Origin of the sequence: Streptomyces sp. NPDC051576 (assembly GCF_040681835.1) — a bacterium.
Classification (GTDB): Bacteria; Actinomycetota; Actinomycetes; order Streptomycetales; family Streptomycetaceae; genus Streptomyces.
Genome location: NZ_JBFAZO010000003.1, coordinates 469153 through 486648, shown reverse-complemented (window position 1 = coordinate 486648; position 17496 = coordinate 469153). Strand labels below are relative to the sequence as shown.

17 protein-coding genes are annotated in these 17496 nt (G+C 70.1%); 8 read left to right on the top strand and 9 right to left on the bottom strand.

Features of this window, described 5'->3' with window-relative positions; all coding sequences use genetic code 11:
- Window positions 1-33 precede the first annotated feature (33 nt).
- Window positions 34-1041 carry a helix-turn-helix domain-containing protein gene (locus AB0M63_RS12030; RefSeq protein ID WP_366019275.1) on the top strand — a complete coding sequence of 336 codons (1008 nt, stop codon included), beginning with the start codon at window positions 34-36 and terminating at the stop codon, window positions 1039-1041.
- Entirely contained in the window at window positions 1038-1529 is a 492-nt protein-coding gene (locus tag AB0M63_RS12025; protein ID WP_355921969.1) for an LURP-one-related family protein, read from the top strand. Before AB0M63_RS12030 ends, AB0M63_RS12025 begins: the two co-directional genes overlap by 4 nt.
- On the opposite strand, the gene AB0M63_RS12020 is transcribed toward AB0M63_RS12025, so the two are convergent.
- Window positions 1526-2071: a hypothetical protein gene (locus tag AB0M63_RS12020; protein ID WP_366019274.1), complete on the bottom strand. Its 546-nt coding sequence runs from the start codon at window positions 2069-2071 to the stop codon at window positions 1526-1528. The genes AB0M63_RS12025 and AB0M63_RS12020 overlap by 4 nt on opposite strands.
- Window positions 2068-2868: a carbon-nitrogen family hydrolase gene (locus tag AB0M63_RS12015; protein ID WP_366019273.1), complete on the bottom strand. Its 801-nt coding sequence runs from the start codon at window positions 2866-2868 to the stop codon at window positions 2068-2070. Before AB0M63_RS12015 ends, AB0M63_RS12020 begins: the two co-directional genes overlap by 4 nt.
- 166 nt (window positions 2869-3034) lie before the next feature.
- Between AB0M63_RS12015 and AB0M63_RS12010 the strand changes: the two genes are divergently transcribed.
- Complete coding sequence (locus AB0M63_RS12010; RefSeq protein WP_355921961.1) at window positions 3035-3859, top strand: maleylpyruvate isomerase family mycothiol-dependent enzyme; 825 nt, start codon at window positions 3035-3037, stop codon at window positions 3857-3859.
- Window positions 3860-3907: 48 nt separating this feature from the next.
- Here the strand turns inward: AB0M63_RS12010 and AB0M63_RS12005 are convergent, their stop codons facing one another.
- Both AB0M63_RS12005 and AB0M63_RS12000 read right to left on the bottom strand, forming a co-directional pair.
- Entirely contained in the window at window positions 3908-5221 is a 1314-nt protein-coding gene (locus AB0M63_RS12005; protein WP_355921958.1) for an MFS transporter, read from the bottom strand.
- Window positions 5218-5895: a GntR family transcriptional regulator gene (locus AB0M63_RS12000; protein WP_355921955.1), complete on the bottom strand. Its 678-nt coding sequence runs from the start codon at window positions 5893-5895 to the stop codon at window positions 5218-5220. Before AB0M63_RS12000 ends, AB0M63_RS12005 begins: the two co-directional genes overlap by 4 nt.
- Before the next feature lie 178 nt (window positions 5896-6073).
- Between AB0M63_RS12000 and AB0M63_RS11995 the strand changes: the two genes are divergently transcribed.
- On the top strand, window positions 6074-6985 hold the full coding sequence (locus AB0M63_RS11995; protein WP_355921952.1) for a serine hydrolase: 912 nt from the start codon (window positions 6074-6076) through the stop codon (window positions 6983-6985).
- A 68-nt stretch (window positions 6986-7053) separates the two neighbouring features.
- Here AB0M63_RS11995 and AB0M63_RS11990 read toward each other — a convergent pair whose 3' ends face one another.
- Genes AB0M63_RS11990 through pdhA form a run of 3 tightly spaced genes read right to left on the bottom strand, consistent with a single transcriptional unit; the run spans window position 7054 to window position 10610 of the window.
- The gene (locus AB0M63_RS11990) at window positions 7054-8448 is read right to left on the bottom strand and encodes a dihydrolipoamide acetyltransferase family protein (protein WP_366019272.1); all 1395 of its coding nucleotides are present in this window, start codon (window positions 8446-8448) and stop codon (window positions 7054-7056) included.
- Window positions 8449-8458: 10 nt separating this feature from the next.
- On the bottom strand, window positions 8459-9451 hold the full coding sequence (locus AB0M63_RS11985; protein WP_366019271.1) for an alpha-ketoacid dehydrogenase subunit beta: 993 nt from the start codon (window positions 9449-9451) through the stop codon (window positions 8459-8461).
- Window position 9452: 1 nt separating this feature from the next.
- Window positions 9453-10610 (bottom strand): pyruvate dehydrogenase (acetyl-transferring) E1 component subunit alpha, encoded by a 1158-nt coding sequence (gene pdhA / locus AB0M63_RS11980; protein WP_366019270.1) that lies wholly within the window; start codon window positions 10608-10610, stop codon window positions 9453-9455.
- A 321-nt stretch (window positions 10611-10931) separates the two neighbouring features.
- Between pdhA and AB0M63_RS11975 the strand changes: the two genes are divergently transcribed.
- From AB0M63_RS11975 to AB0M63_RS11965, 3 genes are all read left to right on the top strand, one after another.
- Window positions 10932-11594: a response regulator transcription factor gene (locus AB0M63_RS11975; protein WP_366019269.1), complete on the top strand. Its 663-nt coding sequence runs from the start codon at window positions 10932-10934 to the stop codon at window positions 11592-11594.
- Between the two features lie 49 nt (window positions 11595-11643).
- A complete protein-coding gene (locus AB0M63_RS11970; RefSeq protein WP_366019268.1) occupies window positions 11644-12045 on the top strand; it encodes a pyridoxamine 5'-phosphate oxidase family protein in 402 nt (133 codons plus the stop codon).
- Between the two features lie 113 nt (window positions 12046-12158).
- On the top strand, window positions 12159-13163 hold the full coding sequence (locus AB0M63_RS11965; RefSeq protein ID WP_366019479.1) for a phosphotransferase: 1005 nt from the start codon (window positions 12159-12161) through the stop codon (window positions 13161-13163).
- A gap of 84 nt (window positions 13164-13247) precedes the next feature.
- On the opposite strand, the gene AB0M63_RS11960 is transcribed toward AB0M63_RS11965, so the two are convergent.
- A complete protein-coding gene (locus AB0M63_RS11960; protein WP_355921924.1) occupies window positions 13248-14804 on the bottom strand; it encodes a protein kinase in 1557 nt (518 codons plus the stop codon).
- Between the two features lie 321 nt (window positions 14805-15125).
- On the opposite strand from AB0M63_RS11960, the gene AB0M63_RS11955 reads away from it, so the two are divergent.
- Entirely contained in the window at window positions 15126-16739 is a 1614-nt protein-coding gene (locus tag AB0M63_RS11955; RefSeq protein ID WP_355921921.1) for a protein kinase, read from the top strand.
- A gap of 62 nt (window positions 16740-16801) precedes the next feature.
- Here the strand turns inward: AB0M63_RS11955 and AB0M63_RS11950 are convergent, their stop codons facing one another.
- The gene (locus tag AB0M63_RS11950) at window positions 16802-17341 is read right to left on the bottom strand and encodes a bacterial proteasome activator family protein (RefSeq protein WP_355919784.1); all 540 of its coding nucleotides are present in this window, start codon (window positions 17339-17341) and stop codon (window positions 16802-16804) included.
- Between the last annotated feature and the right edge of the window lie 155 nt (window positions 17342-17496).

Genomic DNA, 17496 nt, shown 5'->3' with positions numbered 1-17496 from the left:
CCCCCGACGCCTCACGAGTGCTAGGAATCGCACATGCCGAAAGGATCCTCTCAGCCCCCGACACAACCCCACCGCGTCGCCGTCATCGTCGACGAAGGCACGAACCCCTTCGAAGTCGGCGTCGCCACCGAACTGTTCGGACTCCCCCGGCCCGAACTCGGCCTGCCCGAGCCGCTCTACGAGGTCCTGGTGTGCACGCCCGCGCGTGAGGTGCGGATGAATCACGGGTTCTTCACGGTCAGCGGTACGCACGGGCTCGACGCCGTGGACACGGTGGACACCCTCGTCGTACCGGGGCGGCCCGACAACGTCGTACGCCGCGGGGCCGCCGTACTCGACGCGATCCGGCGCGCGCACGCGCGTGGAGCACGGGTGATGAGTCTGTGCACCGGTACCTTCGCGCTCGCCGAGGCCGGGCTGCTCGACGGGCGGCGGGCCACCACGCACTGGATGTGGGCCGACACCTTCCGCGCCCTGCACCCGCGCGTGCGGCTCGAACCGGATGTCCTGTTCGTCGACGACGGGGATCTCCTCACCGCCTCCGGGAGCGCGGCGGCGCTCGACCTGGGGCTGCATGTCATCCGGCGGGACTACGGCGCCGAGATCGCCAATGCCGTGTCCCGGAGGCTGGTCTTCGCGTCCCATCGGGACGGTGGGCAGCGGCAGTTCGTGGAGCGGCCGTTGCCGGACGTGCCGGACGAGTCGCTGGCGCCGCTGCTCGCGTGGGCGCGGGAGAGGTTGGGGGGGCCGTTGACGGTGGGTGAGTTGGCCGGCCGTGCCGCCGTCTCCCCCGCGACCCTGCACCGGCGCTTCAGGGCGCAGCTCGGGACGACTCCGCTCGCCTGGCTGACCGGGGAGCGGGTGGCCTTGGCGTGCCGGCTGATCGAGCGTGGGGAGGAGCGGCTGGATGTGGTGGCGGCCCACTGCGGACTGGGGACCGGCGCGAACCTTCGCGTGCGGCTGCGGCGGGAGACCGGGTTGAGCCCGTCGGCCTATCGGCGGCGTTTCGGACCGGCTGCCGGGGAAGCCGTAACAGCATGAGATTCCTCGTACGCGATCGGATCCTCGGCTTCGGTGAGGATTACTGGATCGAGGACCAGAACGGCAACAAGGTGTTCCTGGTCGACGGCAAGGCCATGCGCATCAGGGACACCTTCGAGTTGAAGGACACGCACGGGCGCGTGCTCATCGACATCCACAAGAAGATGCTCGCCCTGCGCGACACGATGGTCATCGAACGGGACGGCGAACCCCTCGCGACCATCAAGCACAAGCGGTTCTCGCTGCTGCGCAACCACTACCGGGTGTCCCTGGTGGACGGCACCGAACTCGACGTCAGCGGCAAGATCCTCGACCGCGAGTTCGGCATTGACTACGACGGCGAACTGCTCGCCCAGATCTCCCGGCGCTGGCTGCACATCCGGGAGACCTACGGCGTCGACATCGTCCGGGACGACGCGGACGCGGCGCTGCTGATCGCGGTGGCGGTGTGCGTGATCCACCTCGCGGAGAAGGAGCGGGAGGACTAACGCCCTTCAGGGGCACGGGAAGGGGCCGGTTCCCGTTCTGCTCGGGCGCGAGACCGGCGGCGCTCCTTCGAACGGTCCCCGATGTAGCCGCCTACGACGGCCAGCACGCCGAATACCGCGCTGGCCGTCCAGCCGTAGGGGTCGTCCTGCGTCCGGCCCACAAGCCAGATGTACACCGTCACGGGAACCCATGCGACGAGCATGGTGGCGAGTACGGTCCGGGGACGAGCCGTCGACCAGGAACCGCGTGGCACGGTGTCGTAGCCGATGCGGGTGTAGTGGGCCTGGCGGCGGCGTTCGAGACGCAGGCACGCCCAGGCGAGCAGCCACGCGCACGTGCCGACGAGGATCGTCCGGAAGGCGTCGAAGGCCAGGCCGGCGGGTATCGCGACGAGCAGGCCGGCGGCCGTGGCGCAGCCCAACGGGTGCCGGGCGGCGAACGCCTGGGGTGCCGTCGGGGGGTGCGCTCCGCCCATGCCGCGGTCCAGGGCCAGGAAGGCGCGCTCAAGTACGGCCAGGATGCGGCCGGTTCTGCCGGTCACCGGAGGCGCTCGGGACGTTCCAGCCCCAGCACCCGGTCCTTCAGCGCCGGGAACTGGTCCCGTGTCGCCGCCACCTTCCCGGGGTCGAAGTCCACCGTCAGGATCTCCTCCCCGGCGCCCGCCTCCGCGAGGATCTCGCCCCAGGGATCTACCACGATCGAGTGACCGGCCTGGGGAACTCCGGCGTGCGTACCGGCCGTTCCACAGGCGAGTACGAAGGACTGGTTCTCCACGGCACGGGCCTGGGCGAGGAGGGTCCAGTGGGAGCGGCGGCGCTCGGGCCAGCCCGCCGGGAGGACGAGGGTCTCGGCGCCGGCGTCGACGAGGCCGCGGAAGAGTTCGGGGAAGCGGAGGTCGTAGCAGGTGGCGAGCCCGATGGTGGTTTCGGGAAGGCGGACCGTGACCAACTCGGCGCCCGCGCCCATCAGTACGGCCTCGCCCTTGTCGAAGCCGAAGCGGTGGATCTTGCGGTAGGCGGCGGCCAGTTCACCGGAGGGGGAGAAGACGAGAGACGTGTTGTACAGGGGGCCGTCAGGGTCCCGTTCCGGGATCGAGCCCGCGTGCAGCCATACGCCCGCGTCGCTCGCCGCCTTGGCCATCGCCTCGTAGGTCGGGCCTTCGAGGGGTTCGGCCTCGTCGGCGAACCGCTCGTAGGCGAACGCGCCCGTGGTCCACAGCTCCGGCAGGACGACCAGATCGGCACCGGCCTGTTCGCGGACGAGCGAACCCATCCGCACCCGGCGGGATTCGACCGATTCGCCCTCTTCTACGGCGATCTGGAGGAGAGAGGCGCGCACACTACCACCGTCCTGGCATTCGAGCCGTTCACACGGGCCTACGATCGTCACACGAAAGCACTGCCGGGGTGCCTCACAGCAGCGTAACTTAGCGTTCCAAGACACCCGCCGACAGCCACCTCCCGCCACCAACACACCTGTACCGACCGCCGAGGGGTCCCGTTCCGTGAGTCTGCATCCCACTCTCCAGCCCTACGCCGACGCCTGGACCCACTCCATCGAAGCGATATCCGAGCTGGTCACCCCGCTCGCGGAGGGAGAGTGGAACCGGCGAACGCCGTGTCCGGGCTGGTCGGTGCGTGACGTGGTCTCGCACGTCATCGGGCTGGACAACGAGATGCTCGGCGACCCGCGCCCCATCCACACGCTCCCGCGCGACCTCTACCACGTCACCAACGAGCACCAGCGGTACATGGAGATGCAGGTCGACGTCCGCCGCCACCACACGGCGCCGGAGATGACGTCGGAGCTGGAGTACACGGTCATCCGCCGCAACCGGCAACTGCGCAACGAGTCGCGCGACCCCGGCACGAAGGTGCGCGGCCATGTCAGCACCGAGGTCACGCTCGAAGAGTCCATGCGCAACCACGCGTTCAACGTATGGGTGCACGAGCAGGACCTGCGCGCCGCCCTCGGCCGCCCCGGCAACCTGGATTCACCCGGCGCGCACATCGCCCGTGACGTGCTCCTCGGCGAACTCCCCCGGATCGTGGCCGAGGACGCCGGCGCACCGCGCAGTTCCGCGGTCGTCTTCGACGTGCACGGTCCGATCGAGTTCCTCCGTACGATCCGCGTCGACATCCAGGGCCGCGGCACCCTGGAGACGGCCCCCGCGCTCGGCCCCGCCGCCACCCTGATCCTCGACTGGGAGACATACGTCCGGCTGGCCTGCGGGCGGGTCCCCCTCGACTCGGTGACGGACCGCGTCAAGGCGGACGGCGATCCGGAGCTGGCCGCGTCGATACTGCGGAACTTCACGGTCACGAAGTAGGGCGGACGGTCACCGGGCGGGGTGGCGGGCCAGGTCGGCGGGGTGCCGTCACACCGGCACGTGCACCGTCTCCACCCGGCTCGCCACCAGCCGCTCGCGCTCGCGGCGGGCCGCCCGGCGCCGTAGCCGCAGGATCTGGCTGACGCCGATGGCCTGGAGCAGGAAGACCACCGAGAACGCGATCGAGTAGTTGTCGTCGGTCGCGTCGAGCAGCACACCGACCGCGAACAGGGTCGTCATCGAGGCCGTGAAACCACCCATGTTGGTGATTCCGGAGGCGGTTCCCTGACGCTCCGGCGGGTTGGCCGGGCGGGCGAAGTCGAAGCCGAGCATCGAGGCGGGCCCGCAGGAACCGAGCACGGCGCACAGCACGATCAGCAGCCACATCGGCGCGTGCTCGCCGGGGTAGAAGAGCGCGGCTGCCCACACCAGCGCCGTCGCCCCGACCGTGCCCAGCGCCAGCGGCAGCCGCGCCGCGTGGTGCCGGGCGACGATCTGGCCGTAGACCAGACCGACGACCATGTTGGAGAGCACGACGAGAGTGAGGAGTTCGCCGGCGGTGGCGCGGGACAGGCCCTGGGCCTGGACCAGGAAGGGCAGGCCCCACAGGAGCAGGAACACCATCGCCGGGAACTGGGTGGTGAAGTGCACCCACAGGCCGAGGCGGGTGCCCGGTTCGCGCCAGGAGGCGGCGATCTGGCGGCGGACATAGGCCGCGCCCCGGTGCGGGAAGGGCTCAGGTTCGTGGCCCTCCGGGTGGTCCTTCAGGAAGATCAGCAGCAGGACGAGTACGACGACGCCGGCGAGCGCGCTGCCCGCGAAGGCGGCCGTCCAGCCGATGCCGTGCAGCAGCCGGGCGATCACCAGGGTGGAGACGAGGTTTCCGGCCATGCCCGCGAGACCGGCGAGCTGCGCGACCATCGGGCCGCGCCGGGCCGGGAACCAGCGGGTGCCGAGCCGCAGCACGCTGATGAACGTCATCGCGTCGCCGCAGCCGAGCAGGGCGCGGGAGGCCAGGGCGGTGCCGTAGGAGGGGGAGAAGGCGAAGCCGAGCTGGCCGGCGGTGAACAGCAGCACGCCGATGGTCAGCACCTTCTTGGTGCCGAGGCTGTCGACGAGCAGGCCGACGGGTATCTGCATGCCCGCGTAGACGAGGAGTTGGAGGATCGAGAACGTCGACAGGGCGGAGGCGCCCACGTGGAAACGGTCGGCGGCGTCGAGGCCGGCGACACCCAGGGACGTACGGAAGATGACCGCGACGAAGTAGACGGAGACACCGATGCCCCACACGGCGACGGCGCGGCGGCCGCCCGGCGGATCACCTGGAAGCGATGTCGCGGAGCTCGAACCGCTGCCGCTCATCGGACCTCACCCCGGGCCAGGTGGGAGAACCAGTCGACGTGCCGGTGCACGATTCCCACGGCCGCCTCGGCGTCCCCGGTGCGCAGCGCGTCGAGGATCTCCTCGTGCTCGGTGAGCGTCTTGGCGACGCGGTCGGGGTGCGCGTGCATGATGGCGACGCCCATCCGCAGCTGCCGGTCGCGGAGTTGGTCGTAGAGCCGGGAGAGGATCTCGTTGCCCCCGCTGCGGACTATCTCGGCGTGGAAGCAGCGGTCGGTGACGGCGGCGCCGGCGAGGTCTCCGGCGGCGGCCTGTTCCTTCTGCCGGTCGAGGAGTTCCGCGAGGCGCGCGACGAGCGCCGGTGACGCCGGTACGGCCTTGCGGACCGCGTGCTGTTCCACCAGCATCCGGGTCTCCACCACGTCCGCGACCTCCTGCGAGGAGACGGGCAGGACCAGGGCGCCCTTCTTCGGGTAGAGCCTGATCAGCCCCTCGGCCTCCAGGCGCAGCAGCGCCTCGCGCACCGGTGTCCGGGAGACCCCGACGGCCTCGGCCAGCTCGCCCTCGGTGAGGAGGGTGCCGCCCTCGTAACGTCGGTCCAGGACGCCCTGTTTGACGTGGGCGTAGACGCGGTCGGCGGCGGGTGGTTGCTTGACGGTGAGGGCCGCAGACGGGGCCGGGGACAGGGACGACATACGCACAGCATAGATACAACACGTACGCATGAGGATGGCCCGTCCAGGATGTGGAACCCTCCCGAGTAACCGCACAACCTTCTGTGCTACTTACGTGTCACACACCTGCGGCCCTACTTTCTTCCCCCTCCAACTGGGCCGCTCCTCAGGGGCATTCAACGTATTCGGGGTACCTCAGTTGATTACTGCCATTACCGGCATCAAGGGCAGCCGCTTCCGCAGAGCCGCCGCGGTCACCGTGACCGCAGGCGCCGTGCTCGCGACCGGCGCCCTGACCGCGGCACCCGCGCAGGCTGTCACGACGCCGACGATCGTGGCCAAGGGCGGCTTTGTGATGAACAACGCCACCGGCAAGGCGCTCTACACGAAGGCCGCGGACACCAAGCGGTCGACCGGCTCCACCACGAAGATCATGACCGCCAAGGTCGTGCTCTCGCAGTCCAACCTCAACCTCGACGCCAAGGTGACCATCCAGAAGGCGTACAGCGACTACATCGTCGCCAACACCGCCTCCTCGGCCCACCTGATCGTCGGCGACAAGGTCACCGTCCGCCAGCTCCTCTACGGCCTGATGCTGCCGTCCGGCTGCGACGCGGCCTACGCGCTCGCCGACAAGTTCGGCACGGGCTCGACCCGGGCCGCGCGCGTGAAGTCGTTCATCGCGAAGATGAACTCGACGGCGAAGACGCTCGGCCTGACGAACACGAAGTTCGACTCGTTCGACGGCATCGGCAACGGCAACAACTACTCGACGCCGCGCGACCTCACCAAGCTCGCCAGCAACGTGATGAAGAACGCCACGTTCAAGACGGTCGTCAAGACGAAGAAGTACACCGCCAAGACGATCACCAAGACCGGCAGCACCCGCACGATGGCTGCCTGGACCAACACGAACACCCTGCTCAGCAGCTACAGCGGCACGATCGGCGTGAAGACCGGCTCCGGCCCCGAGGCCAAGTACTGCCTCGTCTTCGCCGCCACCCGCAACGGCAAGACCGTCATCGGCACGGTCCTCGCGTCCACCTCCGTCACCCAGCGCGCGACGGACGCGACGAAGCTGCTGAACTACGGGTTCGCGAAGATCGGCTGACGCTCAGCCATACATGATCAGCTACACGGAGGGGCCTGCCGCATGCCAGCGGCAGGCCCCTCCGTCCGTCAGCCCCAGGTGATCAGCCGCTTCGGCTGCTCCAAAATCGCCGCCACATCCGCCAGCACCTTCGAGCCCAACTCCCCGTCCACCAGCCGGTGATCGAAGGACAGCGCCAGTGTGGTGACCTGGCGGGGCTTCACCTTGCCCTTGTGGACCCACGGTTGGAGCTTGATCGCGCCCATCGCGAGGATCGCGGACTCTCCGGGGTTGAGGATCGGTGTGCCGGTGTCGATGCCGAAGACGCCGACGTTGGTGATGGTGATCGTGCCGCCCTGCATCGCCGCCGGGGATGTCTTGCCGTCCCTGGCCGTCGACACCAACTCGCCCAGTGACTCGGCCAGTTGGGGCAGTGTCTTCGCGTGGGCGTCCTTGATGTTCGGCACGATGAGGCCGCGCGGGGTCGCCGCCGCGATGCCGAGGTTGACGTAGTGCTTGAGGACGATCTCCTGGGCGGCCTCGTCCCAGGACGCGTTGATGTCCGGGTTGCGCTTGATGGCGACCAGCAGGGCCTTGGCGATCAGCAGGAGGGGGTTGACCCGCAGGCCCGCCATGTCCTTGTCCTGCTTCAGTTCCTCGACCAGCTTCATCGTGCGGGTCACGTCCACCGTCACGAACTCCGTGACATGCGGTGCCGTGAACGCCGAGCCGACCATCGCCGCGGCCGTCGCCTTGCGGACGCCCTTGACCGGGACGCGGGTCTCGCGGGCCGCGTCGTACGTCGGCGTCGCGGCGGGCGGAGTCACCTGGACCTGGGGGGCGGCCACGGGCGCCGGGGCGGGTTCCACCGCCGCGTGGACGTCCTCGCGGGTGATGACGCCGTCCGGGCCCGACGGGGTCACCGTCGCCAGGTCGACGCCCAGGTCCTTGGCCAGCTTGCGCACCGGCGGCTTGGCCAGCGGACGGGATCCCTCGACGGTGGCCGCCGCCCCCTGGCCGTTCAACTCGGCCTGGACGGCGGCCCGGTACTCCTGAGCGGGGGCCGGCGCCGGTTCCTGGGCCGGGATCTCCGCGCCCTTGCGCGGGCGGCGCTTGGTCGAGGAGGCGGCGACGCCGTAGCCCACCAGCACCGGGGTGCGTGCGGCCGGCTTCGCCTCCTCCGCGGGCTCGGTCACCGGCTCCGGCTCGGCCGCGGCACCCGCGACGGCCACCGCGATGATGGACGTGCCCACGGCCACCGTCGTCCCCTCGGGGAAGCGGAGTTCGCGGACCACGCCGTCGTAGGGGATGGGCAGTTCGACGGCCGCCTTGGCCGTCTCGACCTCGCACACGACCTGGCCGTCGGTGACGGTGTCGCCGGGCTGGACGTACCACTTGAGGATCTCGGCCTCGGTCAGTCCCTCGCCGACGTCCGGCATCTTGAACTCGCGTACGGACGCTTCAGCTTCAGTCATCGTCGTCACGCCCCTCTCCTCAGTACGCCAGAGCGCGGTCGACGGCGTCGAGCACCCGGTCCAGGCTCGGCAGGTACTCCTCCTCCAGGCGGGCCGGCGGATACGGGGCGTGATAGCCGCCGACCCTGAGCACCGGGGCCTCCAGGTGGTAGAAGCAGCGCTCCGTGATGCGGGCCGCGATCTCGCCGCCGGAGCCGAAGAACACCGGCGCCTCATGGACCACGACCAGGCGGCGGGTCTTCTCGACCGAGGTCTGGATCGCGTCGAAGTCCAGCGGGGACACCGAGCGCAGGTCCAGGATCTCCAGGGACCTGCCCTCCTCGGCGGCCGCGTCGGCGACCTCCTGGCAGAGCTTCACCATCGGGCCGTAGGCGGCGAGGGTCAGGTCGGTGCCCTCGCGGACCACGCGGGCCTTGTGCAGGGGGCCGGGGATGGCCTCTGTGTTGACGTCGCTCTTGTCCCAGTAGCGCCGCTTCGGCTCGAAGAAGATCACCGGGTCGTCGCTCTGGATGGCCTGCTGCATCATCCAGTAGGCGTCCGACGAGTTCGACGGGCTGACGATCTTGAGGCCCGGCACGTGCGCGAACAGGGCCTCGGGGGACTCCGAGTGGTGTTCGACCGCGCCGATGCCGCCGCCGTAGGGGATGCGCACGACGACCGGGAGCTTGACCTTGCCCAGGGAGCGGGCGTGCATCTTGGCGAGCTGGGTGACGATCTGGTCGTAGGCCGGGAAGACGAAGCCGTCGAACTGGATCTCCACCACCGGGCGGTAGCCACGGAGGGCGAGGCCGATGGCGGCGCCGACGATGCCCGACTCGGCGAGCGGGGTGTCGACCACCCTGCTTTCGCCGAAGTCCTTCTGGAGGCCGTCCGTCACACGGAAGACACCGCCGAGCTTGCCGACGTCCTCGCCCATGATGAGGACCTTGGGGTCGGACTCCAGGGCGGTGCGCAGCGATTCGTTGATCGCCTTGGCCAGCGGCAGGTTCTTGGACGTCACGGTCTCCGCCATGTCACTTACCCCCTTCTTCGTCCGCGAACGACGCCTGGTAGGCGGCGAACTGTGCCCTCTCCTCGTCGACGAGCGCGTGCCCGTCCGCGTACACGTGCTCGAAGATGGCGAACCGGTCCGGGTCCGGCATGGCACGGACCGCTTCGCGCACTCGCCTGCCCAACGCCTCGCTCTCGGTCTCGAGTTCCGCGAAAAATCCCTCGTCCGCGTGGTTTGAAGCTTCGAGATACGCGCGCAGGCGCAGGATCGGGTCCTTCGCCTCCCAGGACTCGCGCTCCTCGTCGGCGCGGTACTTGGTCGGATCGTCGGAGGTGGTGTGCGCGCCCATGCGGTACGTGTACGCCTCGACCAGCGTCGGGCCCTCGCCGTTGCGGGCCCGCTCCAGCGCCCACTTGGTGACCGCGAGGCAGGCCAGCACATCGTTGCCGTCGACGCGGACGCCCGGGAAGCCGTAGCCCTGTGCGCGCTGGTAGAGCGGGACGCGGGTCTGCTTCTCGGTGGGCTCGGAGATCGCCCACTGGTTGTTCTGGCAGAAGAACACGACCGGGGCGTTGTACACCGCCGAGAAGGTGAACGATTCCGCGACGTCGCCCTGGCTGGAGGCGCCGTCGCCGAAGTACGCGACGACGGCGCTGTCGGCGCCGTCCATGGTCACGCCCATCGCGTAGCCCGTGGCGTGCAGGGTCTGCGAGCCGATGACGATCGTGTACAGGTGGAAGTTGTTCGTGTTCGGGTCCCAGCCGCCGTGGTTGACGCCCCGGAACATGCCGAGCAGGTTGGTCGGGTCGACCCCGCGGCACCAGGCGACGCCGTGCTCGCGGTAGGTCGGGAAGACGTAGTCGTCCTCGCGGGTGGCCCGCCCGGAGCCGATCTGGGCGGCCTCCTGGCCGAGCAGCGACGCCCACAGGCCCAGCTCGCCCTGGCGCTGCAGGGCGGTGGCCTCGGCGTCGAAGCGGCGGGTGAGCACCATGTCGCGGTACAGGCCGCGGAGCTCATCGGGGGTGATGTCGGCGACGTACTTGTCGTACGGGGCGGTCCTGGCGTTCTTGACTCGCTTGCCCTCGGGCGTCAGAAGTTGGACGAGGTCCGGGTCGGCGCCCTTGGCCTTGCTTCCGGCGCTGCGTCGCGGCTTGCGCGGGGCAGTGCTCTCCACGGTCACGTGTGCTCCTCCGTCGGTCCGGCTCCCCGGGTTCGCCGGGTGCCAGTGCGGCTCACCTGCGCCCCACGGACGCACAGGGTGGGTGCGGTTCGTCGGGAACAGGCGTGACAGGTGCCCCGGCGAGCGCCCTGCAAAAGGCACGTTACCCAGTGCTCCACAATTCTGTGAAACCCCTCCTGACCTGCGATTTTGCTTGGATTTCCAAGTAAATCGCGAAAGTCGGGAACAACTCCTGGTCACAGCCTTGCAGGGGGCCGGAACAACGGCACGTTATCCCGCTCACCTCGGGCACGGGAAGAGCCCGTGTGTGAGACTTGCCGAGTGCCCGAAGAAGGAAAAATCAGCGTATTTCTGGTCGATGACCATGAAGTGGTCCGCCGGGGTGTTCACGAAATGCTCACGGTCGAGGACGACATCGAGGTGGTCGGCGAGGCCGGCACGGCGGCCGACGCGCTGACACGGATCCCGGCCACCCGCCCCGATGTCGCGATCCTCGACGTACGCCTCCCGGACGGCAGCGGAGTCGAGGTGTGCCGCGAGATCCGGGCCCGGGACGAGTCCGTGAAGTGCCTGATGCTGACCTCGTTCGCGGACGACGAGGCGCTCTTCGACGCGATCATGGCGGGTGCCTCCGGGTACGTCCTGAAGGCCATCCGGGGCACCGAGCTGCTGACCGCCGTACGGGACGTCGCGGCCGGGAAGTCGCTGCTCGACCCGGTGGCGACCGCCCGGGTCCTGGAGCGGCTGCGCACCGGCGGCGCCCAGCAGGACGACCGGCTGGACCGGCTCACCGACCAGGAGCGCAGGATTCTCGACCTGATCGGGGAGGGTCTCACCAACAGGGCGATCGGCGAGCGGCTGCATCTCGCGGAGAAGACGATCAAGAACTATGTGTCGAGTCTGCTGTCCAAACTCGGCATGGAGCGGCGTGCGCAGGCGGCGGCCTATGTGGCGCGGAGACAGGTCGAGCAGCAGCGCCATTAGGGACCAAAGACCCCTCCCCAGGGGCAGCGGTCCGGACGACAGTGATGGCATGTCCTCCGACGCAGAGCTCGCCGTCGAGCTGCTCGCCCGTGCCGACCACGGCCGGGTGGCGACCACCCTGGGGGCGCTGCCCTTCCTGGCGCCCGCCCGTCACATCGTGACGGACGAGCGGCTGCTGCTGCGGATGCCCCGGAGCCACGGCCATCACCACGCGTGCGTGGACCGTGTCGTCGCGTACGGCGCCGACAACCTGGACTCGGCCGGTCCGGACGACAGCCTGTGGTCCGTACAGGTGATCGGCACATGCGAGCCGCACGAGCCGACGGCGGACCAGGTCGAACGTTTCGGTCCGACCCGGGGCGAGGTGGTGTATCTGCGCATCGAACCGCGCCTCAGCACCGTGCACTCCACGGACGGCGGCCCGGAACGGCACTTCGGACCCACCCTGTGACCGAAAGCGACCACTGGCGACCGAGCGGTGACTTTCTGTGACAAACCGCAGCTCACGGGCCTGTATCGTGCCCTAGCATCGGCCGCGTGCCGCGCTTCCGTGTACCACCCCCCATGCCCCACGCGCCCCCTCTGGGCGCCCTCCTCCGCCAGTACGCCGCCGGGTCCGCCGTTGCCTGCGAACCCGTCGAACAGGGCCTCCTGAACCGCGGCTACCGGCTCCGCACGACCCGGGGCCGCTACTTCCTCAAGCACCACTTCGACCCCGAGACGGCCGACCCGGCGGCGATCGCCCGCCAGCACACCGCGACCCGGCGCCTGGCCGACCTCGGCGTCCCCGTGGCCCCGCCGCTGCCGGGCCGCGACGGCCGCACGGTCGCCGTCGTCGGCGGTCACGCCTACGCCCTGCATCCCTGGATCGACGGCAGCCACCGCCACGGCGGCGAGCTGACCACCGTCCAGTGCGGGCGGCTGGGGGCGCTCCTGGGCGTCGTCCACGCGAGTCTGGAGCGGGTGATGCCGGGGCGCCGGGAGGAGTGCGGGCCTGGCGCCGACCCCGCCGACACCTTCACCCTCATCGACGACCTGCTCGGGCACGTCCGCCGCCACCGGCCCGCCGACGCCTTCGACCGACTGGCCAGGCGCCGGCTGCTGGAGCGCCGGGAACTGCTGGAGCGGCACGCGGACCGACGGCCGCCGCGCGGGGGTTCCGTGGGGTGGGTGCACGGGGACTTCCACCCCTTCAACCTGCTCTACAAGGGCGACGCCCCCGCCGCGATCGTCGACTGGGACCGGCTCGGCGTCCAGCCCCGCGCGGAGGAGGCCGTACGCGCCGCCGCGATCTTCTTCGTACGGCCGGACGGCGCCCTGGACCTGTCGAAGGTGCGGGCGTACGCGCACGCGTACCGGCGTGCGGCGCGCGCCTCCCCCTCCGAACTCGCCGCCGCCGTGCACCGGGTGTGGTGGGAGCGGCTGAACGACTTCTGGATGCTGCGCTGGCACTACGAACGCGGCGACACCCGCGCGGACCCCCAGTTCCCCGCGGCCTCCGCGCTCGCCGTGTGGTGGACACGGGAGTACGACGCCGTGTGCGAGGCCTTCACGGAGTACGCCCCATAGGGGCACCGGTAAACAGCACGCGCGCGTGGACCCCCGATAAGGGGCGCACGCGCGCGTGAATGCTGTTGTGGTGCCGAGGCCCGATCAGCCGCCCAGGGCGCCGGCGACGGTACCCGCGCCGCCGTCGTCACCCGTGCCGCCCGAGTCCGTCGGGTCCGCCGAGGTCGTCTCGGACGGGGTGTCCGACGGCTCATCGGAGACCGTCGCGGACGGGGTGCTCGACGGCTTCTCGGAGGCCGTCTCCGACGGGGTGTACGAGGGCGTGTACGACGGCGTGTAGTCCGAACCGGAGCTCGTGCCGCTGTCGTCCGAGTCCGTCTCCGAGGGCGAGGCGCTCGCCTCGTCGCTCGGGGTCTCGCTGGACTGGTCGTCCGTGGCGGACTGCGAGGTGGTCGGCGACTGCGTGGTGCCCGAACCGCCGCTGCCGTTGCCGGTGTTGTTCAGCGCCAGCGCCACGCCCGCCGCGATGGCGATCACCGCGAGCACCGCGAGGATCCACAGCTTGCCCCGGCCGCTGCCGTGGTTGCCGTGCCCCTCGAAGCCGCCGTCGTCGCCGTTGCCGTAACCGCCCGGCAGGATCGGCTGCGGGATCTGGGTGGTACCGGAGGCGTCCTGCGGCATCACCGTCGTGCCGGCGAAGCCGCCCGGCGGGGTCTGCTGACCGTTCGCCACGGTCACCGGGCCGGTGTTCCAGGTACCGGTGTGGCCACCCTGGTCGTAGAGCATCTGCAGGCCGTACTGGACCAGCCCGCGCATCTCCTCGGCGGTCTGGAAACGGTCGTCGGGGTCCTTGGCGAGGGAGCGCATGACGAGGCCGTCCAGCTCCGGCGGGCAGACGCCGTTCGATGTCGCGGACGGCGGGACCGGGATGTCCTGGACGTGCTGGTAGACCACCGACAGCGGCGTCTCACCGGTGAACGGGGGCCGCAGCGCGAGGAGTTCGTAGAGGAGGCAGCCCGTGGCGTACAGGTCGGAGCGGTGGTCGACGGCCTTGCCGAGCGCCTGCTCCGGGGAGAGGTACTGCGGGGTGCCCATGACCATGCCGGTCTGCGTCATCGTCGTGGACGCGCCGTGCAGGGCGCGGGCGATGCCGAAGTCCATGACCTTCACGGCGCCGTTGTGCGTGATGATCACGTTGGCGGGCTTGATGTCGCGGTGCACGATGCCGTGCTGGTGCGAGTAGGCGAGCGCCTCGAGCACCCCGGAGACGATGATCAGGGCCTGCTCGGGGCCCGGCGCCTCCGCGTTGAGCAGGAGGTCGCGGATGGTCCGCCCCTCGACGATCTCCATCACGATGTACGGCACGGACTGGCCGCCCACGTAGTCCTCGCCGGAGTCGTACACGGCGACGATCGCATGGTGGTTGAGGCCGGCCACCGACTGGGCCTCGCGCGTGAAGCGCGCCTTGGAGGTCGGGTCCTCGGCCAGGTCGGAGCGGAGCAGCTTGACCGCGACCGTGCGCCCGAGCCGTACGTCCTCGGCCGCGAACACCTCGGCCATACCGCCGCGACCCAGTCTGCGGGTCAGCCGGTACCGGCCGTCGCCGACCAGTCCGCCGTTGCCCCACAGCTCCGGTGCGTCCGACATTCCGCCGCCAGCCGCCTCGGGGTCGGACGGGCCCTGAGCGTGCTGCTGTGCCATCAGTCCTCGCCGTCGTTTCTGCCCGCGGTGCGCGCGGTGTTGTTACGGTCTCCGTCGGCCACGCTACAGGCTCAGCGCAAGCCTCCGGTCCGGGATCAGTGCCGGAATCGTCCGGAGACGGACCGGCCATCAAATCGGTATCACGGGCCGTCGTGCAAATTCTGTGTACCGCCGGTACAGCACCTGTAACGCTTCCACGACTCTTCTTTCGCGTACGGTCACGGAACGGGCACCGCGCTTGACGTGTCAGTGCCCTCCGGCAGACTTGGCCGGGAATAGCACATTCGATCACCGAACCGGCGCCGATGGGGGACACGGGACATGAGTCAGGACGGCGCACAGGGCCGGTATGCGGGCCGCGCGCTCGCGGGCGGCCGCTACCAGCTCCGCGACCTGCTCGGCGAGGGCGGCATGGCCTCCGTGCACCTCGCGTACGACGCCGTGCTCGACCGCCAGGTCGCGATCAAGACACTCCACACCGAACTCGGCCGGGAACAGGCCTTCCGCGAGCGCTTCCGCCGCGAGGCCCAGGCCGTGGCCAAGCTCACGCACACCAACATCGTCTCGGTCTTCGACACCGGCGAGGACGCGCTCGACGGCTCGACGATGCCGTACATCGTCATGGAGTACGTCGAGGGCCGCCCGCTCGGCTCCGTACTCGACGAGGACGTACGGCAGCTCGGCGCGATGCCTGCCGACAAGGCGCTGAAGATCACCGCGGACGTGCTGGCCGCGCTGGACATCAGCCACGAGATGGGCCTGGTGCACAGGGACATCAAGCCGGGCAACGTGATGATGACCAAGCGCGGTGTCGTCAAGGTCATGGACTTCGGCATCGCGCGTGCCATGCAGTCCGGGGTCACCTCGATGACCCAGACCGGCATGGTCGTCGGCACCCCGCAGTACCTCTCGCCGGAGCAGGCGCTCGGCCGGGGCGTGGATGCCCGCAGCGACCTGTACTCGGTCGGCATCATGCTGTTCCAACTGGTCACCGGGCGGCTGCCGTTCGACGCGGACTCGCCGCTGGCCATCGCGTACGCGCATGTGCAGGAGGAGCCGGTCGCGCCCTCCTCGATCAACCGTTCCCTGCCGCCGGCCGTGGACGCGCTGGTCGCCCGCGCACTGAAGAAGAACCCGAACGAGCGCTTCCCGAACGCCGAGTCCATGCGCGACGAGTGTCTGCGGGTGGCCTCCTCGTTGCACGCGGCGGCCCCCAGCATCGTCCCGGGCACCCCCGCGCAGAGCGGCTCCGGCGTCGGCTCGGCGGTGTTCCCGCCGGTCGACCAGTCGGCTCCGGCGCCTACCGGCCCCGTCCAGACGCCGTACCAGCCGGGTCCCTACGGCGGTACTCCGGCGCCCTCGCCGGCGTACGGCTATCCGCAGCAGGCGGGCTACCAGACGCCGCCCTCGGTCGGGTTCGGGCAGCAGGGCATCTCGACCCCGCCGCCGTACAACCTCGCTCCGCAGCCCGCGGGAGGCGGCGGCAGGAGCAGCAAGCCGGTGATCATCGGCTCGGCCGTCGTCGCGGTGGTCGCGGTCGGCGCGCTGCTCGTCGCCCTGTCGCTGAACAACGGCAGCGGCGACGACGCGAAGGGCGGCGGCGGCAGCGCCAGTGCGAGCACCTCGGCCACCGCGGTCGAGGGCCACCGCGCCGGCGACAAGACGAAGACGATCGAGACGACCGCGTGCACGGAGCCGGAGGAGTCGTACAACGACCCCAGCCAGATCCAGATCCCGGACTTCCAGTTCAAGTACATCGACTCGGTCAAGTCCTGCCTCCAGGCCGCGGGCTGGAAGGTGAAGACCAAGAGCGAGGACGAGAACACCTACGGCCAGGGCACGGTCATGGACCAGTTCCCGGCGGCCGGCACGGACGTGGACCCCAAGAAGATGCCCGAGATCCAGTTGGGTGTGTCGACGGGCAACCCGTCCTGACCCCGTGATGTGGAAGGGCCCGGCAGCGACCGCTGCCGGGCCCTCTGGGCATCTAGGGGTGTCTACAGGTACGGGCCGCCCACACGTCCGGCGCCCGGCTGACCCTCCTCGCCGCCGTCACCGACGCCCGGCGGCAGGGCCCGGCGCATCTGCTCCAACTGGGCCCGCGCGGCCATCTGCTGGGCGAACAGCGTGGTCTGGATCCCGTGGAAGAGTCCCTCCAGCCAGCCCACCAACTGGGCCTGCGCGATGCGCAGTTCCGCATCACTGGGGATCGCGGTGTCCGTGAAGGGCAGCGAGAGCCGCTCCAGCTCCTCGACCAGCTCCGGCGCCAGACCGTCCTCCAGCTCCTTCACCGAGCTGGCGTGGATCTCCTTCAGCCGCACCCGGCTCGCCTCGTCGAGAGGAGCCGCCCGCACCTCCTCCAGGAGCTGCTTGATCATGCTGCCGATCCGCATGACCTTGGCGGGCTGTTCCACCATCTCCGTCACCGGGATCTCGCGGGAGTCCTCGTCCCCGGTGCCACCGAGCGCCATTCCGTCCTGGCCCACGACCAGGATCTGAGGCTTCTCCGGTGACCTTTCGTTCCTCGGCATCTCCATGCCGCCATTCTCTCGCACCCGCACACCTCCCCACCGTGGTGCCCCCCTCCTTGCGTGATCCACCGTTTGCCCGAACCCGGAATGCCGCGGACCCCGCCCGGTGTGACGCTGGTTCCGTCGATCTTGCCGCCTCTGCTCGGGAGGGGGTCACGGAC